Below are 26,384 nucleotides of genomic sequence, written 5' to 3'. Positions count from 1 at the left end.
GTCAGGCCAGTTTCGCAGCCATCTTTATAACTCTGGAGGCGTTTATCTCAAGCTGCTTTCTGTCAAGAGTTCCGGCTTTAAGCGCATTTAAAACATTCTCATAGTCCTTCTTGCCACCGGGCATAAACAGGTCACCACCGGCCTTTGCCACTTCATTTGACAATGAGTTTCTGTAGATGGAGTTCTTGCTGTCCATCATGCTCATCACCCAGTCGGTCATAACTATTCCATCAAAGCCGAACTCACAGCGAAGAATATCTTCTATTAACCCTCTGTACTCGGCTGTATGTGTGCCATTTAAGAGGTTATAACTGGTCATCAAAGCGTGAGGCTGTGAAAGCCTTACACAGATTCCAAAACCGCGGAGATATATCTCTCGCATAGCTCTCTCACTCACATGGGAGTTGTTGCAGTAACGGTTAGTCTCAGCGTTGTTGGCTGCGTAATGCTTGATGGTTGTGCCACAGCCCTTGTGCCTTTGAACTCCTCTGGTGATGGCCGCTGCCATAAGTCCCGATACAAGCGGATCCTCTGAATAATACTCAAAGTTCCTTCCGCAAAGGATGCTCCTGTGGATGTTGAGCGCAGGAGCAAGCCACAGATTGATTCCCATACGCTCCATCTCATCTCCGACAATATCGCCCAGGCTCTCAGCAAGCTCCACATTGAAGCTCTGTGCGATGGCTGTGCCGATGGGTATCCTGGTTGCAGCGTGTTCCTTTATAGTTACTCCCTTTGGGGTTTTGTTTCCGCCGGTTAAAAGATTTGCTATGAATCTGGCCACCGGGCCCATGGCTTCCTGCATGCTCTCGGGGATCATCCCTGCTTCGCCTGCACCGTGAGCACCCTTTTCATCCTCGTAGTACTCAAGGGAAAGCCTGAGTCCCGCAGGTCCGTCGGCCATGATAAGTGGCTTAATGCCTTTGTTTTCAAGCAAAGAAGTAGTCTCACCTGCTGCTCCTGCCACATGAGTTGCAGCATTCCCGATTATTGAAAGGCCCTTGGCATTTGGGTCAAATCCACCGATTTCCAAAAAACACAGTTCTTCATCCGAAAGTTCTTTTACGTTATCATCAATCTCATATTCCCTGTCAAAAGAAACTTCGCCGCAGGAGAAGTCTTTTGCATCAATAAGGATTCTCTTAGCCTTAGCAGGAACATTCCCCCTGTCAAAGGAAGGCGCTGTAATATCTTTAAATCCAGGATCGCCAAGGCAATTCTTTGTCTTAAGAACAGTAACTTTCTCATCAAGGCCGGCCACACATATGACCTCCGTATTTGCGCTGCTGTTTCCGACTCTTACGATATATTCACCCTTTTCAAGAATGTATGAGGCGCTCTTCTCGTCATAAGAAGAAAGGTCTTTAAGGTCAAAAGAAATCACAATCTCTTCCTCTTTACCCGGTGCAAGAAGACCTGTTTTTGCAAAGCCTGCCAGTTCCTGATATGCCTTGGGAAGTTCCCCTTCTGGGAGTGTCACATAGGCCTGAACAACCTCTTTTCCTGCGGCAGATCCTGTATTCTTTACAACAGCTTTGAGGGTGACTACGCTGCCTTTCGCCTCTGCGTCCTTACAGCTGATTTCAAAGTCTGTATAAGAAAGTCCAAAGCCAAACGGGAAAAGAGCCTTATGCCCAAAGGTATCAAAATACCTGTATCCCACGTAAATGCCTTCTTTGTATTCATTGTCATTGAAATCGCCAAATGTGCCCTCAGCTGAGTATTTCTCAAAAGCTGCCCAGGTTGTGGAGAGCTTCCCTGAAGGATTCTGTTTGCCTGTAAGAATGTCGGAGAGCACTTTTCCCATGTCAGAGCAAAGCTGTGACAAAATGAGAATATTTCCAACTTCCATAACCGGTGTTAGATCCACCGGTCCTCCAACATTAAGAACCAGCATGAATCTGTCATATTTCTTATTTAAAGCAATGATGTCCCTCACTTCTGATCTTGTGAGTTTTACATCGCCTTCTACGACCTTCCTGTCGCTCCCCTCTCCGGAATTTCTTGAAAGAACATAGATGCACACATCACCGCCTTCAGCATCAAGAGCCATTCCGTGGCAGGGCTCCAAAAGCTCTTTTCCCATTAGATACATGATGGGGTTTTCATGCTTCTTTTTGGCTTCCTTCTTAAGAGTCTTATAGTACTCTTTCTTGGCGGTTTTCCTCACCTCGTCATACTCATCAAGCCACTTCTTTGTGGTGATCTCAAAGCCCTCTTTTTCCAAACCTTTTTCAATCGTATATGAAAATCTGGTGTTGACTTCTCCTGACCCGGTGCCACCTATGATCGTATAGCGCATACCTGAGCCGTAGGCTGCTATTTTGCAAGGCTTCTCTAAGGGAAATTTCCCGTTCTTTTTAAGAAGCACAGTGCACTCGGCTGCGTTATCCAGTACCAGATTTAAATGATCATTTTCATACTGCTGCATATTTACACCTCTTCCATAAATGGTTTTTGAGGCGGAATTTCACCGCCTCAAATTTCCGTATCACTTATTAGCTTTTCTTTTCGCGATCTCTTCTCTCATTGAAGGAAGCTTAGCCTCAAGGTCAAAGTAAAGAGTAAGAATGAACATTACCACAAACAGTAAAAGTGGAATGTAGATACCAAAGGTATATACTGCCTGTCTTACTGCAGGTGTAGTAACCTCTGCAAGGCCATCGTAGCTTGCAACTGCCAGGCACCAGCCTACAAGTGACGCCCCGAGACCGGAACCGACTTTTCCGCCAAATCCACTTGCTGCATTACTTGTACCAACCATCTTCTTACCGAATTTATACTCATTGTAATCGATTGTCATGGCAGTCATAACACCCATAAGGCACATCATAGGGATGTTAGCAAATGTTGCAAAGCATCCAAGGATTGTGTTGTACCAGAAGGCTGATGGATTTATGATACGAAGTGCTGTAGTAACCATGCCGATAAAGAATGAAACCTTAAGCGTTCTGGTTACGCCAAGCTTCTTGATCATAGGACCAACAGCGATAAATCCGATCAGTGTAGGCAAAAGACCAACTGCACCGAGAATACCGGTCAGGTTGTCGTCGCCGTAGATAAGCTTGCAATAATAAGCTCCTGAAGATCCGCCTATACCATAAGAGATATTTGACATAACACCCATGATAAGGATCATTACCCAGTACTTATTGCGGAAAAGGTTTCCTAAAGCTTCCTTAAACGGAACCGGCTCTTCATCATCCTGCTGATCTGCAGGAAGTGCTTCTTTTCCGGTCTCAACAGCGCACTCTCTTGCCTTCTTGTAACAGATAAGAAGTGCAAGAACTACCATCAGTCCAAAGCCAACCCCAAACTTGATCCAGGCTGCCTGATCACCGCCAAGCATGTTAGTGATAGGAATGATTCCCATAGCAATTACCATTCCTGAAACATAGCCGGCTGCTGCACGCCAGATTCCCATGTTGCCTCGCTCTTCCTGGCTGTTTGTCCTCACAACCAGAAGCGAACCGTATGGAATAGCGATTGCTGTATAGATAACTGCAGTTAAAAGGATGTTCGTAACGAACATATAAGCTATCTTAACATAATCCGAAACACCCTGTGGCACCGTAAAGAGCATGATTAGTATTACCAGAGCCGGAATAGCCATCTTTAAAAGCCATGGTCTGTATTTCTCTTTTCCGGGCTTAGTATGGTCAACGATGTTTCCCATGATCACATCTGTGAACGCGTCAATGATCTTACAGATAAAGAATACTGTTGCAACAGCTCCCGCAGCCAGCGCAGCCTTATCTGTGTAGAAGTATGTCAGCTGTCCGACAAGACCTGACATTGAATTAAGGGCGAACTGTCCCAAAGAGTCCGCAAAATAATCTCCCTTTCTCATTACTTTCTGGACACCGGATTTATCGAGTCCAAGTGGTTTCTTTGCCATTTCTTTGTATCCTCCTCTAAATATCACACACAGTGCATCTCTTTCTTTATTGACATTGTAGTGTATCTGTAGATAATATTATTGCAAGCACGTGAATTTATTTGTAATTAGGTGAATTATAATGGCTGGAAAAAGAAAAATCGAAGACTTCCTAAATCTTCTATACAACGCGGCATATATTCCTGTCCACTACTTCAGGAAAGACGAGCTTATTATGGCATTCCCTGCAAATGAGCTGCCGGTGGACTTTATCTCTGTATATAAGGGGCTTCTTACAGAAAGTAACGAGAATGTCAGTTTCAGATCCACAGAAGACTTTCTCTTTTTAGGAATAATACAGAACTTTAACACCGGTGAAACCATAATCGTAGGACCTGTAAGCAATGTCACAATAACCTCTGACATCATCGATCACATGATAAAAGAGTACTCTCTGCCTGTGGAATACAAGCTGGGAATAGAGGAGTTCTATCGCAAGACTCCTCTGTTTTCATACTCTCAGTTTTTCAATATCCTTGCCCTGATCAACAGGGAACTGAATGGCGAGACCATAGACATTATCTCCAAGTTCAACGTATTTGATCAGGGAAAAGAGAAAGCTATCGGTCGAAAGCATACAAGAGAACTTGTGGATATCAAGGAAAATGAGCGTTTCCACAATACGTATCTCTTTGAGAAGGAATACTACGGATACATTCAGCGAGGTGACGTGGAAGGCCTCAAAGCATTCTTCAAAAATGCGCCAAGGATAACTGAAGGAAAAGTGGCGGGTGACTCACTGCGCCAGGCCAAGAACATCTTTATCAGCTCCATCGCCATCATCACCAGAAAAGCTGTTGAAGGCGGACTGGATGTGGAAACAGCGTATCTTCTCTCCGACTCCTATATCCAGGAGGCGGAAAAGATTACGGACTCTGCGGCCATCACATTCCTTAATGCCACGGCAGCTATGGACTTTACCAAGAGAGTTTCGGAAGCAAAGATTCCTTCCGGAATGCCCATTGATATCTACAGGGCCATCGAATATATCTCCAATCACGTCAATCAGGACATCTCTGTAGAAGAGATTGCTGATCACCTTGGCATGGAGCGAAGCACCCTCTCCAAGAAATTCAAGAGAGAATTGGGCTTTAACATCAGCTCTTTTATCATGAGAAAAAAACTGGAGGAAGCCAGAAGCCTCCTCCACTACTCTGATCGCTCCATAAGTGAGATCAGTGAATATCTGTGTTTTTCTTCCCAGAGTTATTTCCAGAATGTTTTTAAAAAGAAATATGGGATGACACCCAAGGAGTATAGAAAGAGCATATCCTAAGCAGTCACCTTACTGACCTGACTCTTAGCAACATGATTCTGCAGCTTTTCTTAAAAGGATCTCCTCCTGCTCCTTATGTATATCTCTTTCAACGTTCAGGCCGACGAGGAGCAGTGCACAGATTATTCCTGTTATGGCCTCAAGACCCACAAAGAAAAATGTAATCACATTCTGGGTCGCGGCATTCTGAATAACAGAAGTAGTCATTCCCGTAACAGCATCAAAGGAAGGCGCCACATATCCTGTAGTGCTCAGGCCCAAGTTAAAGACTCCTGTAGCAATCCCGGCTGAAATCGTAGTGATGATAGAATATACCGACATAGCCATTCCATCACATCTAAAGCCATTCTTCCACTCAAGGTGATCAAGCACATCAGCAAAAAGAGCCATAAAAACATAAGCTGAAGGCAGTGCGCCAATATTCTTTATGAACTGTCCTCCAAGAACGATCGGAAGGCTCTTTGGCGCTATAAAACAGATAATACTTCCTATTGAGAGAAGGATGAATCCTAAAACCGTCGTATTCTTTTTTCCAAACTTATTTGCAATCGGCCAGACGGCAAAAAGCCCTATTCCCATCGGAAGCCCACCTACAACCGAAACCAGCGTCTGTGTATAGCCATCATTGTAGGCTCCCAGAACGTTGTTGCAATAATAGACAAGCGAAGTGTTCTTAAGCTGCGCTGCTATAAGATTAATCGTAAAGTATGCAAAGATCAGAATACTGTACTTGTCCGAAAAGATAGCTTTCAGCTGCTTTTTGCTGCCCACTGCCTCTTTCTTTGTGTTCCCCGAATCCTCCAGCGTAATGCGTTCCCTTGTAAAGTAATACTCCATGATAATGAGCGGGAATGCCAGAATTGATAAGGCTGAAATGGTAATAAGCCAGAGCTTTTGATTTACTCCGATCACAGGCAGGATAACAGCCGGGAAAAAGAGCGCTCCCAGGATACCCGTCATCATGGTTGAAGCCACGTTATTCAGCACAGAAAGGCTCCCTCTCTGTTTAATATTTCGCGTTGACAGGGGAACCATCAGACTGTGACTCATATTAAAAAGATTAAATGCCAGACCGTAATATAGGTTAAATGTAAAGATCACCCATGCTATCTGAATGGTCTGATTACTGCTTGGAACTATGCATAGCAGTATTCCGCTTATCAGTATCAATGGCGCCGACAAAAGAAGCCATGGTCTCGCCTTGCCTTCCTTTGTCCGGGTTCTGTCTATGGCACTTCCGATAAACAGATTTATAAATGCACTCAGCACCCTTGATATGATCGGAAAAACTGCCAGGAAAACACCTCCCCAGACAGTTGTCAACTTCAGAACATCCGTGTAAAAGACATTCAAATTGGTTGCCAGAATGCCGTTTAAAAGTAGCGCGCCTGAAGGAGCCAGCAGATATCCCAGTATCCGCTCGCTTCCTGTAGTATCTTCACTCTTTATCCTGGAGGATAAAAGAGGCTTTTCAAAAATCCTGTTAATCCTTGTAACCACCCGTTCTTCTCCCAACTTGTTATTGTATTCCAGCAGAAATTACTTTCCCCTCATACCTCCAACTCGCTTACTGTTTTTGGATACTCGCGGATCTCATCCTCATCATGAAGAGGATTCCAAACCTGAGCAAAGAACTTGTCCTTCCTAGCTCTCATTCCATAGTTCCAGGACTTTCTCTCGCACTCGTCGCACCAGTGTCCGCCCTCAAGGATCAGTCTTGGGCTTCCTTTGAAGTGATGCCCGAACTGGCAGGTAAACTCAAGAGGAGTCTTCCAATCTCCAGTCTTCATTTCTGTAGAGTCGCAGGTACCGCCCCTGAACTTTGCAGCATCTTTCATATCTTCAAGCGTCAGCTCTGATTCAGGCTTACTCTCATCATAGCCATGGTCGATGTGGACCACCTTATCCCAGTCGGTAAACTCTTCCATCTCACTGACCTTTTCAGGAAGTGCTTCCCAGGCCTTTTTGCTTCCCCAGTAAGCATCGATGTGATCTTCCATATTGTTATCAAGCCAGTGCTTGGTGCCATGCTCTGTATCGAGGAGTTCCTTGAAGGTACCTTTGATGATGGTGCCCATGAGCTTTTGTCCGCCAGGGAACTTGGTGATGATCTTTCCTGCAGTCTTTGCTCCGCCAAGTTCCTTAAGATATGCGTCATAGAAGTATTGCATGGAGTCACTTCTGAAGTGTAAATAATTCTCGAGCTTATCTGAATCCAGATAATACTGACCGTGAAAGTTTCTTGTGGCATACATCTTGGGATCAATTACCGGGTCAAGGCTCTTAAATCCCAACTCCCCATACATAGCTTTGTACATATCAAGTGTGCTGACACGACAGCTCTCTCCGCCACCGATGTTATAGATGTGTCCCCAGAAGCTTTCATCAAGACTTCCATCAGCATCAAAGGCTACAAGATTTCTCATTGCTCTTCCACTGTCTCTGTCTGAAGCATATTCAAGTACGTTATAAATGCAGTTGTGGAACTGGATGGCGTCTCTGATCTTTGCCATGGCAGGTCCCATGATACCTGTCTGACGAAGAGATACCCAATACTTAAGCCCGCTCTCGATAACATGGCGCTCTGCTGCAATCTTAGATACCGCATAATAGTCAAACACGCTGGGCTTTATTGGGTCTCCGACTCTTCCCCAGTGAATAGGTGGCATGCGGTCTCCTGTTTCTGCTACTGTTCCGATATAAACAAACTTATAGGTATCTTTCTTACCACATTTTTTAATAGCCTCTGTAAGGTTCACTACCGATCCATAATTTGTCTTCATGGCTTTGTCAGGATGGTAATCTGCCTGAGGTGAAACCAATGCTGCTATATGAAGAACCATGTCCGACATTTCAACGCACTTTTCCACATCGTCTTTATTAAGCAGATCCCCATATACTATTGTTAGTCCCTTTGTTCCCTTATAAGGGTCAAAAAAGTCATGATTTTTTTCTGTATCCCTGTCAAAAACTATAAGGTCATATTTTTTTCCTATATCCGGGAGCATCTGCTTAAAGCTCTCAGAGCCCATTCCTCCGCCTGCTCCTGTCATAAAAACCACAGGTCTTTTCTTATTTTTCATTTCATTGCTCATGATCTATACCTCTTTTCTCAAATCCAGAATGATCCATTAACCTTTTTCATTTTTATGATTATTTCCTCTTCACTATCCGGTGCTTGTTTCCGTTTCTCTTTAAGGGTATAATATAGACATCGTGTATTGTTTACAACTTACAATATTTTTACATACGTAGTGTTTAATACATATTTAGTCCAAAATGTACAGTTTAGAATATTCCAAAAGTCCCATGTACCGTTAAAAATCTAAACTTTTCATAAAGTGAGGAGGACATATATGGCAACAAAAAACAACAGACGTATCCTAGTTACCAAGAGGATCCTCAGGGAATCCCTTATGGAATTGATGCAGGAAAAGCCAATTTCAAAGATCACTATCAAGGAAATATGTGATCTTTCCGAGATGAGTCGCTCAACCTTTTACCTTCACTATCAGGATCAGTTTGAGCTTCTTTCTGATGTAGAAAACGAAGTTATGGAAAACACTTTGAAAGCTTTGGAAAACCTTAGTGGAAGCTTCAACACCACTGAATCTATTGAAGCTTTCCTTGAATATGTAAAAGAAAAAAAAGAAACCTTCGGAATCCTGCTGTGCCAGCCGGATACCGAAGATTTTCAGAAAACAATAATCGAAACAATTGCAAATAATGTAAAGGCTGCAGTGCCTGAAATCCTGGATAACAAAAATGCAGACTACCTCTTCACTTTCGTTATGTACGGAAGCCTTAATGTACTGCGTGTCTGGATACAAAGTGGTTTTGACACCCCCACCAGGGACCTGGCAGAGCTGATATACCAGTCATGCAATAATATTGCCAAATAATCTTATGTGTTTAACTCTGAAAAGAGCAAAATATCTTAGGAGGAGTTATACCATTTTTTCAAGTTTAGTTTTTTGCATTATTTTATTTTCAATTTTATGGTTTTTGATTCCTTTTACTTTGACACTTTGACCGTGTCTATAAGCACTCCATCGTAGTAAACATTTGCATCTTCTTCAGGAGCAAGATCTTTTGTGTCTACAAGCGTAAAGGACTGATTTGTCTGGGTATCACTCTTTACAGTTATGAGACTATCAATCATAAGGTAGGAATAGTCAATATCATCACCCTGAATTAGGGCTTCTGCAGATGATTCCTCCGGTGTCGTGGTGATACTATTGATGATGGTCTTTGTAAGCTCTTCAGCCTCATCTCCGTCCTGCCAGAAGGACAGCTCTCCAAAATCATTGCCTGATACAAAAATATAGTTTGCGACAGTGAATTTACCTTCCTCGCCCTCATAGCTCTCCGTTGAGTAATAAAGTCCGAGATCCGTGTCATTTATAGTAACTTCAGTAATGCCGTCAGCATTATATTGCTTTGCTTCTGCTTCGGTATAATCGTACAGATCTTTTCCTTCATTAGGAAACTGGTAGACATCGAAATCCATCTGGAATTCATCGCTCTTATAGTAGGCTATCATGTCATCCTTACGTTCATTATCATATACTTCGCCCTGATAGTAGCTTTTCGGGATTTTGATGAAATATCCGGTGGTTCCGATTTCAATGTATTGGGCATCTTTAAAGGCTTCCTGAATTTTAGCCTCTTTTTCCTCAGTGGTTTCATTGACTGTCTCTGCTGTCTTTGATTCAGCAGAGCTTTTTGGTGCATAGCCATACCCGGAAATAAGAGCTGCCGAGCAGGCTGCTATCATAAGTGTAGAGAATGCTTTTTTGTTCATGCTTGTACCTCCTTGTTTTCCTTGTTAGTCAAATACCCCACGGCATTTCCAGATGACCATGCTGGCATGGTCTCCTGACTCGTGCCTACGTGTGAATAATAGGTCACTCGTTCTTCTTTAAGAAATGCATCAGTGCAAAACCGATTGCGCCTCCGATTGCTATAACCTTTATAAGGGAAATCACAAAGACCAGAATTCCCAATATGATAAGACCAACTCCGCCCCACCTGAATATATTCAGGAATGTTCCGTCTGATTTGGAGATATCTTCAGAATATAACTCCATAGGATCGTCTGGATCCACATAAATAGTGTAGCTGCTTCCTACATTAAAAGTGTCCTTAAAGGAACTGCTGTAGGTACCTGCTTTTGATGAATAGGTCTGTCCGTTATAGTCATATTCAAACACAGGTGTTACAGCTGATGAACTTGAACTGCTTTTCTCAGAACTCTCTGACCTATCAAAACCTGTTACCGTCGCCTGTACCTGTGCTGTGCACCGTTCCTTTAAACTGGCATTCTGTTTTGCCATGAAGGATGACACAAAGATAAATACTATTCCAAGTATCACCATGATTATGGATCCAAATAGACTTCCTATAGGTCCGGTATTCCTGTTGGTTGTAGTTGTAGTAACTCTCATGGTAAACCCTCCTGTTATCTGTGTAGTTGACTGATGATCATTTGTTACAAGATATAAGCTTTGCTTGTTTGTTGTTTACCTGAAAAATATCATTTTCACTGATGATTCACAATAGAATATGTCTATGTGGTTGTTTTTGATGTCTAAACGGTAATTTTCCTAAAAATAGATCATGTAACAAATGCGATCATAAACAGTAAGCGCTTCCGAAATGAAATGTTTACTTTTTTTTTAATCTTTCACATTTTTCATAATTTCAAGATCCCTGTTGATATGCCTTATTTCCTTTTTCCACAAAGCATATTCCACGAGCCATATGATCAGATAGACTGCAGAAAAAAATATAACCACAATTAGTATTATGCTGCGTGGAAACCAGTCAAGTAGCTCACTTACAGCAAGCATTGTGATAAAAGTTACAACATAGTGAGTGAATGTAGCCCTTAAAAGCCCCCAGTCCTCAAAGTCATATACAATTGCTCCGCCATTTGCAATAACTCCAAAAAAGCCAGAACCAAAGAGCTGCATTATCAGGTAGCTCTTATTTAGTGGCTCTGTATCACTGGCATAGAGAACAAACATTATTGCACCGGCTATGAGCCCCAAAGAGAACCCAAAGAGTGCCCTGATTGTAAACTTTGTCCTAATGCTCATGGCCGCCTCCTTTCATCAATGCATTCTTCACATTTTTGACCCTTCTTCTGGCCACCCATGTGCTTTCACCATTTTCCAGTTCTACACCTATCGTTCCGATGGCTGAAAAATCAAATCTCTTTACTTTTTTCAGATTAATGATCTCTGACTGGGAAATACGGACAAATCTTTCTTTATCTAGCAATGCTTCCAACTCACCAAGAGTCATTTTTACCTCATATATTTTTTCTGCAGTCTGCACCATAACCTTTCTTCTTGAGATATAGGCCCTAAAAATCTGTCTTTGAGGCAACATAACCACGCCATCCTCGAAATATGCCGAAATCATAGGGACCTTATTACTGGCATAGGACTGAATAGCAGCTATCACGCCTTCAACATCATCACTGCGCTCTTTGTTTGTAATGGTAACTGTGAGCTTTTCATACGCCTTATCTATGATAAGTTTGATATCAATAAAGTCGGACATTTACCCCACCTTTTAACATATTATTCTGACTGCCCGGCAACGGTTACATTAAATAGCCCTATGAGAAGAATACCTGCAATAAGCGCAGGAACCAGATCCACAAAAAGAAGAATCAATATACTGGTAATTATGAAAGTCTTTTTGTAGGTAGCGGCTTCCGAAAGGGCAAAGGCTTTCCCTGTATCTCTTACATTTTCCATGGTTTTCTTAAGCATTCCGAATATATATATGAATGCAACACAGACTACAGCACAGCAAAGAAGCTGAATTGCAAAGAAAATACCGAAATTTCCGCCTTCTTTTATTGAGGTAAAAGGAATTAGACCAAAGATTCCCATGTCTGCCTCAAGAGATGACTGAGCTGCTGCGACATTGGAGGGATCCTGATAATACTGATTTATGAAGCCATTCATTGCAAATCCACAGACTGCTCCCAACACACTAAATACTAGTCCAATAATAGAGAATGTTCTGAGTACCTTTGCAATTGTTACTGCCGTATTTGAACTCTTTTGAATCTTTTCCATAGTGTATTCTCCTTTTCTTTTGAACTATTTAACTATGCTTTTGTGAGAAATTGTTCCAATATTCAATTTTAATAACTGCTATGATTATTATCGCTGCTTTCTAAGTCTTTTCGTATCATGTAAACAATTCCTGAAAGCACTCCGCCAATCATTACCGCAATCCAGCTTATATTCCAGGAATTTCCGAAAAATCCCCACAGGAACATAATTAGTACCGATACCATGCTGATTATTGAACATATTGTTCCGGTTTTAATATTCTTCATAGAATGCCTCCTTTTCTTTTGCTTTTTGATGGTATGACTGTAACATAGCCTGAAAACACCAACAATGATTTATGTCTATTCGGTTGTTTTTGATGTCTAAGTGGTATTTCTCAAAAGACAAAAAGTTTCCTCATAATAGGATTGACCATTACTATTCTTAAGCAATAATAAAACGAGAGCAAATTTCAATAATGAATTGAAACTGCTCTTGGCTTGCTTTGCACAAATGCAATATTATGTTAATTGAACTGTATTCCCGGACCGAAGACAAAAATATCTATAGCCATCAAAATAATTCCAACTGCAATTAATACGAAATTCGGCTTCTTGGGGAGGTCATATAGAAAGCGGCTCTCTTTAGGCTGATTTACTTTCATAACACCGGTAAACATGAACCCCCAGAAAAATGGTATCCACATGAAGTTAAAAAGTATCATACTTCCAATAGATAAGCCACCGCTTTTATAATGCGGTCCTATCAGCGTATTAAGTACTCCAGTCACCAGCGCCAAAGAAGCCTTCTATCAGAAAGTATCCAAACCCCTGGCAAAGATGAGCTCCCATCAGCTGAGTAAGGAAAAGACGAAGTGCTGATCCCATTGAGCATTTGAGCAGTATTATTGCCAGCATAACAGCAATGATAGCATTGAGAATTGAAGCACTTCCCCCGGTAACCATAATACGGTTAAGAGGCGATAGTGCTTCATAGTTAATGATATCAGCTGGCAGAACTGCCGTGGCTGAATATATAACGACTTTATCACCATACGCCAGTGATGTAAGAGCATGGAATAGCTCGTGGACAGGTACAGTGAAGAAAATAGCCAACAGGCTTGATCCGATACAGTTTAACAATGAAAAATCTTTTTTACCGTTCATGCATATACCTCCTTTCCTTTAATTCTACTATATTGCGTCATTTGATAATCTTAAATATGTATAAAAATAGTTGCGGAAGAGATTATCTTTCGCAACCAACCGTTACACATAAGGAAATGATATATATTTTCAGTAAGACTCTTCTATCTCTGGTACGCCTTATCTCTATCTGTTCGTTTTTGCAAACAAATAAAAAATGTAGTACGAAATTGCAATACAAATATGCATTTCAAATCTGCATTACAAAAACTATAATAATAGTATGAAAAACATGGAATTTGAATGGGACGAGTATTATGGCTACTATTAAAAAATCAATAGACGTAACTTCAAAACTTACAAACGAACAGCTTAAGATGCTTAAAGAAGCTGAAAATACTCCTTATTCCTATTCATTATTGCCCCTTATATTAGCAAAAGCCTTTAAATTGTTCCTCATGGTATGTCATAAGTATCTTTATCAGTTCTGTGAAGTCTGCTATTTCCTGGACAGTTGTGTATTCTTCAGTTGTATGTATGTTATGCATGGGACCGTATATATTTAGTCCGTCCATTCCGTGTTTTATCAAAGAATTTATATCACTTCCTCCAAAGGATTTCTTTGCCACGGCTCTCCTTCCCTGTTTCTCTAATGCTCTCTTATATCTATCCAAAGCACTTCCTTCTGCGGCTCCGGGATCTATCCTGTAAACGGTGATTCTTTCTTTTTTATCTATGCAAAGCTCTGCACCTGCTCTATTCGCTTCTTCTGAAAAAATGCTTTCTACTAAGTCTATTGTCCGATGTGCATCTTCATGGACACCGCTTCTTATCTCACCTTTTATAAAACAGTTTTCCGGAACAGCGTTGGTAACACTTCCGCCTTCTATTATTCCGATATTCAGCGTGGTGTGATCATCAGCCCACCCCTGCTTTATTCTGCTGATTGCAGCAGCTGCTACTGCTATTGCATTTATTCCCTTTTCAGGCTCATAACCAGCGTGGGAAGCCTTACCCTTTATATGTACTTCGAATGAAATGAGTGTCGGCTCGCAGGATGAATAGACTCCATATTCTCCGCTGCAGTCGGGAGCAAAGGCTATCCTGGAGCGAATCCTTGAATAATCAAGAGCCGCGCTTCCAAGGCCGTAAACCTCTTCTGCCACCGTAAACAGAAACTCTATTGGCGGATGATCCAGATTTTCCTCGATTACTCTGGTGTACGCCTCGATAATTCCTGCTATGCCAACCCTGTCATCTGCTCCCAGGACAGTCGTATGATCGCTTGTGATTGTTCCGCCGTCATTTAATATGATCTTCTTATTGTTCCCCGGAGATACGGTGTCCATATGTGCACAGAACAGAATAGGCTCAGAGTCTGCATACTTTCCTCGCCCCTCTGCAAAGCCATACAGATTCCCACAGTTACCACCGATCTTACCGGCAATATCATCCTCGATAAGCTTTATTCCCAGCTTTTGGAACTCTACTATAAGATAATCAGCGACAAGCCTCTCATTAAAGGATTCACCGTCTACCAGCGCAAGCTCTGTAAATCTGTCTACTACTCTCTTGTCATTTTCTCTCATAGAAAATTGCTCCTGCTTCTTCACAGTCATATTGGCTCATTTTCATTACCCAAGGTACCACTTTCCTGGCTATCACCACCTTGTGCAGCATTCCCGCAGCCACTGATCATGATGCCCATAAGTAAACAAAGGGCAAGCAGCCTTCTTTTCATGTTTTTCAATTATCCTCTCATAAGTAAGCTTAAGTTTGCCAAATCAAGCTTTAGGTGGCATCAATACCCCTTTAATTTTACTATATTACGTCTTGTGATAGTCTTAAAAATGCATAAATAATACATGGTTACAAAAAAGATGCACACGGAAGTTATTATTTCCTTGTACATCTTTTTAGTTTATGATGTTTCCTGATTCATCATAGATAATGTACCTCCTTTCTGAGGTCATTATAATAAATCAGGAAATTTAAATATGTCAGTATCGGTCTCCATATTCCTTTCGTGCTTCTGCCGTCCATTTGGAGATGAAATCTGTCTTCGCATCTGTATATGCATCCCGGTCATGCTCATATTGTTTCCAAAGCCGGAGCTTCAAGGTTTCATATTCTTTTGCCACGGCAGGATGCTCGTTCAAATAATCACGGAAGTACAGTTCATCATTGTCCCCGGCGTACCGCAGATGGATATGATATACTTTATCCGCAAATCCGTTTTCAGTATATCCCTTATTAAGTGAAATCCGGTTTGCCTCGGCGTACATGACGGTAAAACCGCTCTGTTCCAATAGTTGTGCTATATCTTTCATGTCTGCGCTTTGAGGAATCTCAATCATCACATCAACAATATTTTTAGCCCATATTCCCTGAATAGCGGTGCTTCCGATATGACTGATCCGCACAACAGGCTGAGCAGCTAAAAGACCGGTCAGCGTTTGCCTGATCTCATTGAAGCTATCTTTCCACCGATCATCGTGCGGCACAAGAAAGATGGGAAACAATGCCCATAACTCTTCCAATGTCATTTTAGATAAATCTTTTCCCATGCCAAAGGCCTCCATAAATTTGTTGATATCAAAGCGTCAGTATTTCACTCACGATTTCACAAACGTTCTTATTGACTGTATCCACTTTTATGGTGTCAAGTATTTGATACATGTTGATTCTTGCAACACTTCTGTCGATTACATCGTTACTGCGGATCCCCCTGGCGATGTCAGCAGAGAGTCTTTTTCGCAAATTGGTTTCATCGATCATAAGCGAAATCTTTATGACTCTCGCATCTCCTGTGTCCAGACTATTGATTATTTCGTCAATAATGGATTGTTCATGCATTACCCAGCAGAAAATGATATTTTTATAGGTCGTACAGTGGAGAAAACTATTCAGCAAGAAGCAGATGTTGCGCATGACCATGGTTTTTGTTTCTTCTGTTACCTGAAACGGATCGGCATCCCAACACCAATCGCCGTCAAGAAAAACACTGTTCGGCAACTCCTTTTTCAGCTGCTGACTTACCGTCGTTTTACCGACGCCCATTGTACCGCCAATCAGATATATTGTTTTCATATCCGTTCCTCACAAACACTCTATGATCTGTACTCTTCCCGGCTTTCTCGGCTTGCTGACCGGCTGTTCTCCGTCGATATATCCGAGAACCACAAAGCCTTGACATATATAATTATCAGGTACGCCCCATTCTTTCATAAGTGCCCAGCCCTCTTCACTGTCAAAAGTCTCTTCGCCCCTGGAGATGATGCAGGATGCGATGCCAAGCTCTGTAGCCTGCAGCACAATGTTTTCTGCCATGCAGAAAGCGTCCGCAGTCTTAAACAGGAAATTTCCCTGTGAAAAGATTGCTATAACTGTCGGTGCTCCGTAGAAGCCATCCTTCATTGTCGGATCATCAATGACACTGGGCTGCTCCTTCGACACATAAGAACCAACAAGGTTTCCCCTGTTAAACTTCGCAAGGTTCATGATACCAAGCTTTCTTGTCAGCTCCTTATTGTGAAGAGCCACCATCATGCTGCGCTGCCCTCCGCCTGCATTCGGCGCATAGTTTCCTGCTTCGAGAATCTTCTCAAGATCCTCACGACTGATCTGTTCATCCGTATACTTCCTGATCGAATGTCTGCTCTTAATGATATCCATCAACATGATAACACCTCCCCTGTGATCTCGTTCTTTATTTTCCAGCACTGGGGATCCGCAGCGTAAAAATCTCCGTTTGTTCCTTTTGCGACTGCAGGACATCCCCTGCACCAGGGCTTTAATTCACATTTAGAACATTTACTGAACTTCTCATACTCTCTGTAACTCTCCATCTGGCATACCCAAACATCCGCAAGTCTTTCTTCAAATACGTTTCCTACTTTACTCTCTGCTACTCTTCGGCATGCATAGATATCGCCATTAGGAAGGATCGTGATATGGCAGTTTCCGCAGTTACATCCGCCATATATCATTCCCTCTTTTGCGCTCTTGGGAATCTTAAACTCACCGGTCTCATATTCATAAAGCGTCCAAAGGTGATCCTTCTTGTTAAAGTATGTCTCACATCCTTCTGCTTCGTATTCTTTGAACTTCTTGTCACAGACAGCCAGAAGCTCTCTGTATTCCTGTGCGGTCATGCTGGCATCCAGATCTCCGCCGCTCGGTACATACCGTGAAAAAGCGAATATGTTAACACCTGCCTTTACCACTTCATCAATGATCCCCGGAACCTCCATGCGGTTTGTTTTTGAAACCGTAGTCATGATAACGCTTCGGATCCCTGCCTTATTGATGCATGCGATCTTTTCAAGCGTACAGTCAAAGGAGCCCGGCTTTCTGAACCAGTCATGAGTCTCTCTGAGGCCATCAAGAGAAAGCTGATATTTCTCACATCCATAGCCCTTTAGTTCCAGGCATACCTGATCGTTTAGGTGGAAGGGGTTTCCAAGGATCGTAAACCCTATCTCATGTTCTTTTAAGAGTCCCAGCAGTCTCCATAAATCAGGATGTAATATTGGATCTCCTCCCGTTATATAAAAATACGGAGTTCTTCCATACATTTCACAGAAATCAAGGCAGTTATAAAAGGTGTCTTCCATCTGCTTCCAGTTCATGGATTGCAGGCAGGTGTGATTACCTGCTGAATAGATGTAGCAATGCTTACATCTCTGATCGCATTCATCTGTTATATGCCATTGAAAAGAAAAGTATGGCTTCATATCTGTATCCCTCCGTATCGTAAACAGCACGTAAGCTGATGATCTTCTAAAATAATCCCCCGGCTTTTGACTGCCTGGGGGATCAACATGGTATGTCTTTCTTATTTGTCCCCTGCACCACAAGCACTTCCGCAAGCTGAAGGTTTCTCTTCCGGCTTATCTGCCGCCCCACATGCTGCAGGTGTTTCAGCGGGCTTATCTCCTGTACCACAAGCTGCGGGCTTCTCAGATGCACCACATGCTGCCGGTTTGTCGGATGCGCCGCAAGCACTCCCTGCCGTGTTTTCGTTCCATCCTGCAATGTTTGATAATGCCATGATATTTACCTCCGTTAAGTTGATTTCAGTAGGCCCTATTGCCTTCCTGTTATCATGATTATCGCAGAGGCCGGAAACCATTGTAAGTACGCACTTTTTTATTAGATAGTTACCTTTTTGTAACTTATTGACTGTCAGACGCCATAACAGTAAAATTTATATGTAACATTCAAATTTGAAGTTTTGATAAAAATGAGGTGTTATCAATGAAAACAAAAGATGAATTACCTGATTGCCCGGTAGCTACAACGGTCAGCCTGATCGGCAGCAAATGGAAACTGCTTATCATGAGAAATCTCCTTGTCCGCCCCTGGCGTTTTAACGAATTACAGAAATCTCTGGATGGAATCAGTCAGAAGGTGCTTACAGACAGTTTGCGCTCCATGGAAGCAGACGGCATCATTACCCGTACCGTATATCCCGAGGTTCCGCCCCGCGTCGAATACGCATTAAGTGAGCTTGGTGAGTCCATGCGTCCGATTATAAAGTCCATGGAAGCTTGGGGAAATAACTACAAACAGGGACTTGAAGAATAAACGCAAAATGGCGGTCATGAGTTTCTCATTTCCGCCATTTGTTATTTTATCTTCCGATATAACTTACTATCCGGGATTTATTGAATTATAATAATCCGATACGGTTATATACACTTTCGATAAACGGAGATTTATGCTCGATATATTTATCAATATCCCAGGGGTGTAGTTTTGCCCCCTCCTCCTTAATTCTGCTATACTCAGCAACAGCTTCAGGATTATTACGGAGATAGTCACGAAAAGCTATGTGTCTTCTCAGTTCTTCTGCATCCAATGCACATACATAAAGATGATGTTTCCTAAGATGTTCCTTCCCCTCATACTTAAACGCTTCTCTCCCCGGAATTCCCTGATCTCCTTCATGTGAATAACCTATCTTTTGAAGAGCTGATATTACTTCTGGTAAATCTTCCCTATCCTGAATTACAACATCAATATCAATGATAGGTTTTGCTGAGAGGCCTTCCACCGATGTGCTTCCGACATGTTCTATCCGTAGCACAAGCTCCTTAAGCACAGTATTCCATTCGTCCCTGATTGCTACGAAATCATCTGCCCATGTTTTATCGTATGATTGTACAACAACGTGTTTTTTCATAATACAACTACCTAGAAGTTATAATTCTTTCAATGTTTTTAACGCCATAAATTCTCTTCTGTACAAGCCATAGTTCGCTATTGAAGTTTCATGATATTCTTCATATCTACCAAAAATCTCAATCGCATCCTCAGTTTTCATCCACCTTGGCACATCTCCGCACTTAATCTCTGCATCAGTTAAATGCTGTATGCCAGTATCTTCAATATATTCGCATAGAAAATAATGTTGAATATGTCGCCAATTAAGAAACAGTTCCTCTATCTCAAGATATTCATCGCCAGTCTTTACAATTATACCGGTCTCTTCCTTTATTTCTATTGCGCAACATTCAGCAAGTGTCTCGCCATCCTCCACACCACCTCCAGGTATAATGTATTTATCCTCATTAGATTCGTACCTTAACAGAAGTTTCCCATCTTTAATGACAATGCCTCTACTAGCATGGCGGCAAATATCTACATGCCCCTGATAGTCATCATTTATAATCTGTATTTTTTGCATTAGTGTCTCCAATTATTTCATTTACACCACATATGACATATCATTAATATGCCTAACTTGATGTTTTCCATCATCACTAATAATCATATGTGACACTCCCCCGGCCGGGCCATGGATATCAACTTCATAGTATGATTCAACTGGTAGCCCTAAAACTGTATGATAATCGTTTCAAAATCATTCAAAGATTAGAATGCGAACTACTCTTCTTCAGCAAGCTGCATCAAAATAGGCTTGGCATCAATACTGGTGTCATTCAAATTGCATCTCATCTTGTCTGCAAGATCAAGATTGGAAAGTATCTCTTCCTTTGTTATTTTCAGGCTCCTTTTGCTCTCGATCAGGTCTTCTTTCATGTTTATTTTCTCTCCTTTAAGTATTTGAAAGGATTCTTTTTACATTAGCATCTGTGGGCTGAACATCATATGCCCACTCAATAAGTCTTACTCCGTTTTCTTCGCAGAGAGTTCTTTTTTGCTGATCGAGCTCTTTCCTCTGTAAAAGAGCTTCCTCCCCGCCAAAAAAATCTACTGGGTGGTAATGCTGAATACCCTGATACTCAACTGCCGTCCGGATTGATGGAACATAGATATCAAGGCTCTGCCGCCCCAGCCAATCCGGTCTGTACTGATATAGCGTGTCAGGATATCTCTTCCTTATCATGTCAAATAACGAAAGCTCATGTTTCCACTTGGGCTTTATTACACCGTCTGCGGTAAGCTTGGTTCTTATCATCGTACGTTCCAGCCTCCAGTCAGTCTTAATGCCATCCTTTTCCTCATAGAGCGCAATATCCGTATACCACCATTGAAGAACTGGCATGATCACTGTAGTCAGATTCAGGAAAAAGTCCAGTTCCGACTCAAAATAACCGCACCCGAGTATATACTCTATATTTCGCCTGATGTAGACTGTCTTTGCCGGATTATGGTGAAACTGGATATTCCCCTGGAATTTTGCCAGCCGGTCAGGAAGGTAAGGAGACCGAAGCACTACGCCGTCTTCCCAAAGATGCGTCTGGTACCAAGAAAACGGGTAGTCATATAGAGAATACCCGCCATAAACTTCCTGTGAACCTCCTGTATAGAGTAGATGATACATTAGAAGCACATCATCCATGTTTTCTTTATCAAAGACAGCTAAATAATGAACCTTTTCTTCGTCAGGAAACAGACTCCTGATGGGATGAAACTTTTCTGCTCTCATGCAGACCTGTGTTACAACAAAAAACTGCGATACATAGCTCTCAGGGAAGATAAATACTGCCTTATGGTCAGTATCAATTTCGGAAAACTGGCTCATGAATCTTTCCACATACTTGTTGGGCCCAATCGGTCCGATTTTTTCAATAAGTTCCTTTGTAGCATAGCGGTATGGTAGATCCTCCCAGGACAGCCTGATAAGGAACTTGTCGAATCCTTTTGATTCATATTCTTTCCTGAGCTCATCATCAAAGTCTTTCTGATAGGATTCATGCTCTTTTAGCAGTTCGTCCAGACTCGTGAACAGTTCTGGCTCATGAAACTGCGGATATTTATCCCAGAGCATTTCCAGCCTGTCAAATGAATTCGGAAAAACTGTCTTTTTATGGATTGGTGGATCCTTTTTATATGCATATTCCATTTAGATTCACCCTTTACCTAAAGCAATTATCCTGCAGCAATACAACATTACCGGAAGTATTTATTCGATAATCAGATCAATATAGGTCTGTCCATCTATTTCTTCTCTACGGTTATAAACATGTTTTCCCACTATCTGAAGCAGATTTTCTATATCTTCCATGCTGGCACCCGTAAATTCCAAATAACAAGTATTGTCACTGCCGTCATTTAGATTCTCATAGAAATCCTCGACTGCAACATAGTATTTGTCCAAAATATCTTCAAGAGGATACTGAGAAATATCACTCGAGTCAGTTCCTTCTCCATATTCCGGTTCTTGTTCAAAAGAAATCGAAGTAACATAAGCATCCTGATCCAATAAGGAATCATGTGTCTTATATATATTTGCTTTTACCTTAGTATATTCATCTGCGGCATACTTTTCAGTCGTGAAAATTCGGATATTCTTCATTATTTTAAAGCCTTTCATACTATTTCAATTAATTAAAAATCTAGCTGAAGAACTATCTCTTCATCATTCATTTCTCCTGTATCTCGGAATCCAGCCTTCCGATACATGGATAATGCATTGGTGTTTGTATTCTTTGTTGATAGACGTATATTGTTTGCTCTGTGAAACTTAAAATACTGTATGATTTCCTTAAGTGCCGCAGTTCCGTATCCTTTTCCCTGCAAACTTTCGTCAATCATTAATCTCCATAACCAATATCTGTCATTCGGATCCTCATACTCCTCATCAAAGGCAAGCATTGTAAATCCCACCATTTTCCCATCGCAGTATATAGCAAAAGGACGGGCTACTTTATCATTTTCTTTCGCAGTATTCCAAGAATCCTCATTTGAAGCAATATATTGCATCTGATCCTTAGCAACTCTAAGGCCAAAGCATTGCCCCATATTTTCTTCAGTCAGATCTCTTAACTCAATCTTCATTCCAGCAATCCACCTATCATCCTCGGTAAAACAGAACTATCATAATCATTTCTCTATAAGGAATATTTTTGTCACCACATACCTGAAAGAAATCATACTGGTCAGACCTCAATCTGGTTCATTATCTTCCCAATGCTTTCATGAAAAACGAAGTCTGCTTTTCCTTCGAGTTTTGTTTTTCCCTTGTTTATTATCACAAGATATTTTCCGTTATGGGCCCCAAAATGCAGAAGATGATCTGATCATTCGTTGCTACAAAATTTCTTCGCATTTATCCTGCATATCCTGCGTGATCTTGTCAAAAGCTGCGGCTCTGGGTGCAAGGTACCCTCCGAGAGATATACCTATGATCGTCACATCCTTCAATTTGAAATAGTCAATGCAAATATCACTGACCAGGATACTATAATGATACCTAAAACCAACTTGATGCCCACTTCCGGCCTGAGGTCATAGAATTCCATTTTGCCAAATCCAATCAGAGACATCAGGACTCCAATTATGATCATGATCAATGGTAGCAGCGTCGCAAACAAAAGAAGGAAAATAGCTGCTGCGAAAAAAGCATCTACTCGTAAGCAATCACTGATCATTGAGCTATTCAAAAATCCCACTAGCAAAAAAATGCCTACGAATAGAAAAATAATACCGGCAATGCGAAACAAAAATCCCTCTTCCCAGCTTAAGCGTTTGTGATTCCATATTCCCGGGAGATATGCAAAACCGTGATCTCTCAGATAATGTTCAATGATGGAAAGGAGTTTGTCCTCATCAAATCCAATATTCGCCCAATCCTTATGATCGATTCTTTTTCTCCAAGGCAAATTCTTCGGTGTAGAGAGTGAAAAAACAGCTCTGGTCTCCGTGGACAATGGCGGCTTATAAGTATCTTTGACAAGCAAGGTTTCACCGCCGCAAAACGTTTTGTCTCTGCTAAGTATATATGTCACATAAAAGGAACCGGTGTCCCTGTTGTCAGTTTCTTCCGAGATTTGCTGCGTTTTCCACCTGGCAACAATTTTATTTTTTTGAACAGTTACAACAAAGGGATATTCATCCGAGTTTAGATCCCTTTGTATTAAAGCTTTAAAATCATTAAATTCTTTTCTATTAATCCTTTTCTTCATGTTTTACTTAGTCCATTATCCTGAAATATAATATTGTTGATATTATTATTTAAATCATTTTTCTTCCCTTCCCCGGGCAATAAGCCAAATTGCAAATGCCAATATACTAATGATCATCACACTAAAACTATAGGGCATCCAAACAAACATGAACCTGTAGCTGATACGGGAGATCACAGGAATCAGAATCAAAACAATCAGAACCACGATCCCACCGTAAAGGCAAAGTTTCTTTTTCCAATAATCCAGCAACAATAGATATTGTGAAATGTTATAAACAATAGAGGAACAAAATTCGCACATATAGCCTGAGTAACAAATCCAAGATAACATGCGAGTAGTCTTCTTATAGTTCTTTTAATCCTTCTTTATCGAAATAATAGATGTTTTCTCTTTTATAGCCATACTTTGATCCACTGACACTGATATGGGGTTCAAATGTAAAAAGACTGACATCTGCAAGTTTCGTCCTGTTCCCTTTTTCAATATAGATCCTGTCTTCTTTCTTACGAACTATGGAATGTCCGAGATTGCCCATAAAATCAAGATTGATGTAGCCCTCTGTCTGAATGAACTCATTCATCTGATAATATAGCTCTTCAAATGTCATCTCAGGCCGTACAATTTCCATCATCCTGTTATGGAGTCGTTTTTCCATTTCAACACCTCTGCGCCATTCAGCGTTCATGATTGTGTCATATGATCGAACAGCTTTACCGTTTTGGACGATAACAGTTCTTGCATAATCTCCCCACATTCCTTCCACCTGAGGACTGAGATCTATAGTGATAATATCATCCGTTGCAATATATCTTTCCGAAGTAATATATTCCCTTCCGGAAACTGAGACCGTTGTATCGTCACCTGCAAAAACAAATGCTCCGATATCATAGTACCAGAAAGAATCTGCACCAAGTTCTCGCATCTTCTCTTCACACAGAAAGCGTATTTCTTTAAGTGGCATTCCGGGCTTTATTTCATCTATTATGTATTCGATAGTATCCTTAGCTATCTTCTGAACTTCTCTGTATGTGAGAATCTCCAGAACCCTTTTGATGTTCTTCTCATTCGGGACTATGGTATTTAAATTAACTTCCGGGTGTGCTGCCACATATGAAGTCAAAAATCCCATCAGATTGTCCTTCGTTTCCATGTAATCATCTATGATCCTTTGATCGCTTATACCAAGATTCTTCAGTATGATCGCTGAAACCACGCCCGTCCTGTCTTTTCCGGCACTGCAAAAATATAGTACATTGCTATCCGCATTCATTATTGTATGAATGATCTTATCCATATGTTCATCCATCATAGCAAGATAAGTTTCTGCAACTGCATCAGGTGAATTAGGTGTGTCTGCACCGGTCACCGGCAAATGATAATAGACAAAGCCTTCTTCATCCTCAAGTCTGCAGGGTTTAGCTAAATATTCTTTTTCTTCTCTCAGATCAACGACCGTTGTTATATCATTTTGAAGAAGCCACTTCACTTCCTGATCTGTAAGTTTTCCGGGATAATCGCTTCGTATATAACGTAGATTTCCAGTGGGTAGTGCCCTTGTATTTAATGTTGATTGTAATAATGTTCCCATATGCTATCTATTTTCCAAAATAATATTCCAATTTATCGCTCAATCCCCAATATGTGAGATTTCATTTTGAAACCATACTTTTCATACAAATGAATCGCCTTGTTGCCATCAACCACTTTAACTTCGATATGTCTGACATTGTTTTGGTCAAACACTAGCATCGCCCAGTCCATGAGTTCCTTTCCAAAACCTTTTCCCCTGAATTTCTCTTTTACCACCAAATAGTCCAGTATACCGATTTCTCCTTTAATATCGACTTTGCAGAAGCCGATAATCCGGTCTTCAATTTCAGTGACTGCAATATAGGATTTTTTCTCTCGTAATGCAGCCTCAAATGATTCCAGGGTCTTTTCATATGGATTTAAAGGATAAAATCCTTTGAAATTCACAGAAGTTGTATTGTGATAGTCTGATAACTCACGAATACAATCGTACAGTTTGCTTACCTCGTTCGGTGTTATTTCTCTCATACTATTCCTCCTACAGATTCGTCAGTACCATACATTCTGTAGAATCAGTAAAGCCCATACTTTCATAGAGTGGTCTTCCCATTGCGGTTGCATCAAGACTGATCTCCGTTGCACCTTTTTCCCATGTTTTCTCGATCAGCATTTCAACCATTTTTCGCGCTATTCCCTGACGACGGTATTCACTTCTTGTGTAGACATTCATAAGATGGGCTCTTTTTCCTGTAGGGTGCGCAAAGGTTGGCATTATCCTGATAAAACTCATGGATGCACAACCAATAACTTTATCTCCGTTGCTAGCCAGAACAGTCATCTGATCTCCATTTAAAAAGTAATCACGACTTTCATTTATCACTTCATCTGAATGTTCAAAATTTTCTGGTAGGTTGTTCACTACCGTAAGCATCTCAAGGCGAATACTCATCAGACAGTCTATATCATCTTTTGTAGCAATTCTTATATCAATCATTTTCATCTTCTCCTCTCGGCACAATCGACAACATCCTGCATGGCTCG

32 protein-coding genes are annotated in these 26,384 nt (G+C 41.3%); 3 read left to right on the top strand and 29 right to left on the bottom strand.

Features of this window, described 5'->3' with window-relative positions; all coding sequences use genetic code 11:
* Nucleotide 1: 1 nt before the first annotated feature.
* Nucleotides 2-2,431, bottom strand: coding sequence for a beta-glucosidase (locus T501_RS07205; protein WP_044913999.1), 2,430 nt, complete (start codon nt 2,429-2,431; stop codon nt 2-4).
* A 60-nt stretch (nt 2,432-2,491) separates the two neighbouring features.
* Complete coding sequence (locus T501_RS07200; RefSeq protein WP_044913998.1) at nt 2,492-3,898, bottom strand: MFS transporter; 1,407 nt, start codon at nt 3,896-3,898, stop codon at nt 2,492-2,494.
* Between the two features lie 121 nt (nt 3,899-4,019).
* Here T501_RS07200 and T501_RS07195 point away from each other — a divergent pair, with 121 nt between their 5' ends.
* Nucleotides 4,020-5,213 (top strand): helix-turn-helix domain-containing protein, encoded by a 1,194-nt coding sequence (locus T501_RS07195; RefSeq protein WP_050008181.1) that lies wholly within the window; start codon nt 4,020-4,022, stop codon nt 5,211-5,213.
* A gap of 24 nt (nt 5,214-5,237) precedes the next feature.
* Here the strand turns inward: T501_RS07195 and T501_RS07190 are convergent, their stop codons facing one another.
* Nucleotides 5,238-6,728 (bottom strand): MFS transporter, encoded by a 1,491-nt coding sequence (locus T501_RS07190; RefSeq protein WP_442856352.1) that lies wholly within the window; start codon nt 6,726-6,728, stop codon nt 5,238-5,240.
* Nucleotides 6,729-6,763: 35 nt separating this feature from the next.
* Nucleotides 6,764-8,308: an NAD-dependent epimerase/dehydratase family protein gene (locus T501_RS07185; protein WP_242845494.1), complete on the bottom strand. Its 1,545-nt coding sequence runs from the start codon at nt 8,306-8,308 to the stop codon at nt 6,764-6,766.
* Nucleotides 8,309-8,569: 261 nt separating this feature from the next.
* Between T501_RS07185 and T501_RS07180 the strand changes: the two genes are divergently transcribed.
* Complete coding sequence (locus T501_RS07180; protein WP_026511882.1) at nt 8,570-9,115, top strand: TetR/AcrR family transcriptional regulator; 546 nt, start codon at nt 8,570-8,572, stop codon at nt 9,113-9,115.
* A gap of 113 nt (nt 9,116-9,228) precedes the next feature.
* Here T501_RS07180 and T501_RS07175 read toward each other — a convergent pair whose 3' ends face one another.
* The 15 genes from T501_RS07175 to acgA all read right to left on the bottom strand — a co-directional run bounded on the left by T501_RS07175 (nt 9,229) and on the right by acgA (nt 18,487).
* Complete coding sequence (locus tag T501_RS07175; RefSeq protein ID WP_044913996.1) at nt 9,229-10,017, bottom strand: hypothetical protein; 789 nt, start codon at nt 10,015-10,017, stop codon at nt 9,229-9,231.
* Between the two features lie 103 nt (nt 10,018-10,120).
* Nucleotides 10,121-10,660, bottom strand: a complete 540-nt coding sequence (locus tag T501_RS07170) for a DUF3592 domain-containing protein (protein ID WP_026511884.1) — start codon at nt 10,658-10,660, stop codon at nt 10,121-10,123.
* A gap of 231 nt (nt 10,661-10,891) precedes the next feature.
* Entirely contained in the window at nt 10,892-11,314 is a 423-nt protein-coding gene (locus T501_RS20095; RefSeq protein WP_049945950.1) for a DUF3021 domain-containing protein, read from the bottom strand.
* The gene (locus T501_RS07160; protein ID WP_049945951.1) at nt 11,304-11,783 is read right to left on the bottom strand and encodes a LytTR family DNA-binding domain-containing protein; all 480 of its coding nucleotides are present in this window, start codon (nt 11,781-11,783) and stop codon (nt 11,304-11,306) included. The genes T501_RS20095 and T501_RS07160 overlap by 11 nt, the downstream gene beginning before the upstream one ends.
* Nucleotides 11,784-11,803: 20 nt before the next feature.
* Entirely contained in the window at nt 11,804-12,310 is a 507-nt protein-coding gene (locus T501_RS07155; RefSeq protein ID WP_044913995.1) for a hypothetical protein, read from the bottom strand.
* 68 nt (nt 12,311-12,378) lie between these two features.
* Nucleotides 12,379-12,576 carry a hypothetical protein gene (locus T501_RS07150; RefSeq protein ID WP_044913994.1) on the bottom strand — a complete coding sequence of 66 codons (198 nt, stop codon included), beginning with the start codon at nt 12,574-12,576 and terminating at the stop codon, nt 12,379-12,381.
* 239 nt (nt 12,577-12,815) lie between these two features.
* Nucleotides 12,816-13,079, bottom strand: coding sequence for a hypothetical protein (locus tag T501_RS07145; protein ID WP_044913993.1), 264 nt, complete (start codon nt 13,077-13,079; stop codon nt 12,816-12,818).
* Nucleotides 13,063-13,455: a hypothetical protein gene (locus T501_RS07140; RefSeq protein WP_044913992.1), complete on the bottom strand. Its 393-nt coding sequence runs from the start codon at nt 13,453-13,455 to the stop codon at nt 13,063-13,065. The genes T501_RS07145 and T501_RS07140 overlap by 17 nt, the downstream gene beginning before the upstream one ends.
* A gap of 410 nt (nt 13,456-13,865) precedes the next feature.
* Nucleotides 13,866-15,023, bottom strand: a complete 1,158-nt coding sequence (locus tag T501_RS07135) for a M20/M25/M40 family metallo-hydrolase (RefSeq protein WP_044913991.1) — start codon at nt 15,021-15,023, stop codon at nt 13,866-13,868.
* 26 nt (nt 15,024-15,049) lie between these two features.
* Nucleotides 15,050-15,175 (bottom strand): hypothetical protein, encoded by a 126-nt coding sequence (locus T501_RS22380; protein WP_255347425.1) that lies wholly within the window; start codon nt 15,173-15,175, stop codon nt 15,050-15,052.
* Nucleotides 15,176-15,434: 259 nt separating this feature from the next.
* Nucleotides 15,435-16,001 (bottom strand): GrpB family protein, encoded by a 567-nt coding sequence (locus T501_RS07130; protein WP_044913990.1) that lies wholly within the window; start codon nt 15,999-16,001, stop codon nt 15,435-15,437.
* 28 nt (nt 16,002-16,029) lie between these two features.
* Nucleotides 16,030-16,524 (bottom strand): AAA family ATPase, encoded by a 495-nt coding sequence (locus T501_RS07125; protein WP_044913989.1) that lies wholly within the window; start codon nt 16,522-16,524, stop codon nt 16,030-16,032.
* Nucleotides 16,525-16,533: 9 nt separating this feature from the next.
* The gene (locus T501_RS07120; protein ID WP_044913988.1) at nt 16,534-17,115 is read right to left on the bottom strand and encodes a nitroreductase family protein; all 582 of its coding nucleotides are present in this window, start codon (nt 17,113-17,115) and stop codon (nt 16,534-16,536) included.
* Nucleotides 17,109-18,170, bottom strand: a complete 1,062-nt coding sequence (gene acgM, locus T501_RS07115; protein WP_044913987.1) for a radical SAM/SPASM domain protein, ACGX system — start codon at nt 18,168-18,170, stop codon at nt 17,109-17,111. The genes T501_RS07120 and acgM overlap by 7 nt, the downstream gene beginning before the upstream one ends.
* A gap of 101 nt (nt 18,171-18,271) precedes the next feature.
* The gene (acgA, locus tag T501_RS07110; RefSeq protein ID WP_044914051.1) at nt 18,272-18,487 is read right to left on the bottom strand and encodes an ACGX-repeat peptide; all 216 of its coding nucleotides are present in this window, start codon (nt 18,485-18,487) and stop codon (nt 18,272-18,274) included.
* Between the two features lie 206 nt (nt 18,488-18,693).
* Between acgA and T501_RS07105 the strand changes: the two genes are divergently transcribed.
* Nucleotides 18,694-19,023, top strand: coding sequence for a winged helix-turn-helix transcriptional regulator (locus tag T501_RS07105; protein WP_026491803.1), 330 nt, complete (start codon nt 18,694-18,696; stop codon nt 19,021-19,023).
* Between the two features lie 85 nt (nt 19,024-19,108).
* Here T501_RS07105 and T501_RS07100 read toward each other — a convergent pair whose 3' ends face one another.
* The 10 genes from T501_RS07100 to T501_RS07055 all read right to left on the bottom strand — a co-directional run bounded on the left by T501_RS07100 (nt 19,109) and on the right by T501_RS07055 (nt 26,337).
* Nucleotides 19,109-19,621: a GrpB family protein gene (locus T501_RS07100; protein ID WP_044913986.1), complete on the bottom strand. Its 513-nt coding sequence runs from the start codon at nt 19,619-19,621 to the stop codon at nt 19,109-19,111.
* An 18-nt stretch (nt 19,622-19,639) separates the two neighbouring features.
* The gene (locus T501_RS07095; RefSeq protein WP_044913985.1) at nt 19,640-20,125 is read right to left on the bottom strand and encodes an NUDIX domain-containing protein; all 486 of its coding nucleotides are present in this window, start codon (nt 20,123-20,125) and stop codon (nt 19,640-19,642) included.
* 200 nt (nt 20,126-20,325) lie between these two features.
* Complete coding sequence (locus tag T501_RS21250; RefSeq protein ID WP_155831552.1) at nt 20,326-20,481, bottom strand: hypothetical protein; 156 nt, start codon at nt 20,479-20,481, stop codon at nt 20,326-20,328.
* Nucleotides 20,482-20,497: 16 nt separating this feature from the next.
* Entirely contained in the window at nt 20,498-21,748 is a 1,251-nt protein-coding gene (locus T501_RS07090; RefSeq protein ID WP_044913984.1) for a PDDEXK family nuclease, read from the bottom strand.
* Between the two features lie 60 nt (nt 21,749-21,808).
* Nucleotides 21,809-22,201, bottom strand: coding sequence for a hypothetical protein (locus T501_RS07085; protein WP_026511900.1), 393 nt, complete (start codon nt 22,199-22,201; stop codon nt 21,809-21,811).
* Between the two features lie 32 nt (nt 22,202-22,233).
* On the bottom strand, nt 22,234-22,683 hold the full coding sequence (locus tag T501_RS07080) for a GNAT family N-acetyltransferase (protein ID WP_044913983.1): 450 nt from the start codon (nt 22,681-22,683) through the stop codon (nt 22,234-22,236).
* A 362-nt stretch (nt 22,684-23,045) separates the two neighbouring features.
* Nucleotides 23,046-23,810 (bottom strand): hypothetical protein, encoded by a 765-nt coding sequence (locus T501_RS07075; RefSeq protein ID WP_026511902.1) that lies wholly within the window; start codon nt 23,808-23,810, stop codon nt 23,046-23,048.
* Between the two features lie 346 nt (nt 23,811-24,156).
* Nucleotides 24,157-25,401 carry a tyrosine-protein phosphatase gene (locus tag T501_RS20725; RefSeq protein ID WP_081843069.1) on the bottom strand — a complete coding sequence of 415 codons (1,245 nt, stop codon included), beginning with the start codon at nt 25,399-25,401 and terminating at the stop codon, nt 24,157-24,159.
* A gap of 32 nt (nt 25,402-25,433) precedes the next feature.
* Nucleotides 25,434-25,871: a GNAT family N-acetyltransferase gene (locus T501_RS07060; protein ID WP_044913981.1), complete on the bottom strand. Its 438-nt coding sequence runs from the start codon at nt 25,869-25,871 to the stop codon at nt 25,434-25,436.
* Nucleotides 25,872-25,881: 10 nt separating this feature from the next.
* Nucleotides 25,882-26,337: a GNAT family N-acetyltransferase gene (locus T501_RS07055; protein WP_044914046.1), complete on the bottom strand. Its 456-nt coding sequence runs from the start codon at nt 26,335-26,337 to the stop codon at nt 25,882-25,884.
* Nucleotides 26,338-26,384 lie beyond the last annotated feature (47 nt).

It is taken from the genome of Butyrivibrio sp. WCE2006, from assembly GCF_000701985.1.
Lineage (GTDB): Bacteria > Bacillota > Clostridia > Lachnospirales > Lachnospiraceae > Butyrivibrio.
The sequence above is the reverse complement of the archived record's forward strand: the minus strand, read 5'-3'. Positions and strand labels throughout refer to the sequence as shown.

Bases quoted from the DNA above. Each gene is read 5' to 3' on its own strand.
- T501_RS07205 (WP_044913999.1), bottom strand. From the start codon at position 2,431: ATGCAGCAGTATGAAAATGATCATTTAAATCTGGTACTGGATAACGCA.
- T501_RS07200 (WP_044913998.1), bottom strand. From the start codon at position 3,898: ATGGCAAAGAAACCACTTGGACTCGATAAATCCGGTGTCCAGAAAGTA.
- T501_RS07195 (WP_050008181.1), top strand. From the start codon at position 4,020: ATGGCTGGAAAAAGAAAAATCGAAGACTTCCTAAATCTTCTATACAAC.
- T501_RS07185 (WP_242845494.1), bottom strand. From the start codon at position 8,308: ATGAGCAATGAAATGAAAAATAAGAAAAGACCTGTGGTTTTTATGACA.
- T501_RS07180 (WP_026511882.1), top strand. From the start codon at position 8,570: ATGGCAACAAAAAACAACAGACGTATCCTAGTTACCAAGAGGATCCTC.
- T501_RS07175 (WP_044913996.1), bottom strand. From the start codon at position 10,017: ATGAACAAAAAAGCATTCTCTACACTTATGATAGCAGCCTGCTCGGCA.
- T501_RS07170 (WP_026511884.1), bottom strand. From the start codon at position 10,660: ATGAGAGTTACTACAACTACAACCAACAGGAATACCGGACCTATAGGA.
- T501_RS20095 (WP_049945950.1), bottom strand. From the start codon at position 11,314: ATGAGCATTAGGACAAAGTTTACAATCAGGGCACTCTTTGGGTTCTCT.
- T501_RS07160 (WP_049945951.1), bottom strand. From the start codon at position 11,783: ATGTCCGACTTTATTGATATCAAACTTATCATAGATAAGGCGTATGAA.
- T501_RS07155 (WP_044913995.1), bottom strand. From the start codon at position 12,310: ATGGAAAAGATTCAAAAGAGTTCAAATACGGCAGTAACAATTGCAAAG.
- T501_RS07150 (WP_044913994.1), bottom strand. From the start codon at position 12,576: ATGAAGAATATTAAAACCGGAACAATATGTTCAATAATCAGCATGGTA.
- T501_RS07140 (WP_044913992.1), bottom strand. From the start codon at position 13,455: ATGAACGGTAAAAAAGATTTTTCATTGTTAAACTGTATCGGATCAAGC.
- T501_RS07135 (WP_044913991.1), bottom strand. From the start codon at position 15,023: ATGAGAGAAAATGACAAGAGAGTAGTAGACAGATTTACAGAGCTTGCG.
- T501_RS22380 (WP_255347425.1), bottom strand. From the start codon at position 15,175: ATGAAAAGAAGGCTGCTTGCCCTTTGTTTACTTATGGGCATCATGATC.
- T501_RS07130 (WP_044913990.1), bottom strand. From the start codon at position 16,001: ATGGGAAAAGATTTATCTAAAATGACATTGGAAGAGTTATGGGCATTG.
- T501_RS07125 (WP_044913989.1), bottom strand. From the start codon at position 16,524: ATGAAAACAATATATCTGATTGGCGGTACAATGGGCGTCGGTAAAACG.
- T501_RS07120 (WP_044913988.1), bottom strand. From the start codon at position 17,115: ATGTTGATGGATATCATTAAGAGCAGACATTCGATCAGGAAGTATACG.
- acgM (WP_044913987.1), bottom strand. From the start codon at position 18,170: ATGAAGCCATACTTTTCTTTTCAATGGCATATAACAGATGAATGCGAT.
- acgA (WP_044914051.1), bottom strand. From the start codon at position 18,487: ATGGCATTATCAAACATTGCAGGATGGAACGAAAACACGGCAGGGAGT.
- T501_RS07105 (WP_026491803.1), top strand. From the start codon at position 18,694: ATGAAAACAAAAGATGAATTACCTGATTGCCCGGTAGCTACAACGGTC.
- T501_RS07100 (WP_044913986.1), bottom strand. From the start codon at position 19,621: ATGAAAAAACACGTTGTTGTACAATCATACGATAAAACATGGGCAGAT.
- T501_RS07095 (WP_044913985.1), bottom strand. From the start codon at position 20,125: ATGCAAAAAATACAGATTATAAATGATGACTATCAGGGGCATGTAGAT.
- T501_RS21250 (WP_155831552.1), bottom strand. From the start codon at position 20,481: ATGAAAGAAGACCTGATCGAGAGCAAAAGGAGCCTGAAAATAACAAAG.
- T501_RS07090 (WP_044913984.1), bottom strand. From the start codon at position 21,748: ATGGAATATGCATATAAAAAGGATCCACCAATCCATAAAAAGACAGTT.
- T501_RS07085 (WP_026511900.1), bottom strand. From the start codon at position 22,201: ATGAAGAATATCCGAATTTTCACGACTGAAAAGTATGCCGCAGATGAA.
- T501_RS07080 (WP_044913983.1), bottom strand. From the start codon at position 22,683: ATGAAGATTGAGTTAAGAGATCTGACTGAAGAAAATATGGGGCAATGC.
- T501_RS07075 (WP_026511902.1), bottom strand. From the start codon at position 23,810: ATGAAGAAAAGGATTAATAGAAAAGAATTTAATGATTTTAAAGCTTTA.
- T501_RS20725 (WP_081843069.1), bottom strand. From the start codon at position 25,401: ATGGGAACATTATTACAATCAACATTAAATACAAGGGCACTACCCACT.
- T501_RS07060 (WP_044913981.1), bottom strand. From the start codon at position 25,871: ATGAGAGAAATAACACCGAACGAGGTAAGCAAACTGTACGATTGTATT.
- T501_RS07055 (WP_044914046.1), bottom strand. From the start codon at position 26,337: ATGATTGATATAAGAATTGCTACAAAAGATGATATAGACTGTCTGATG.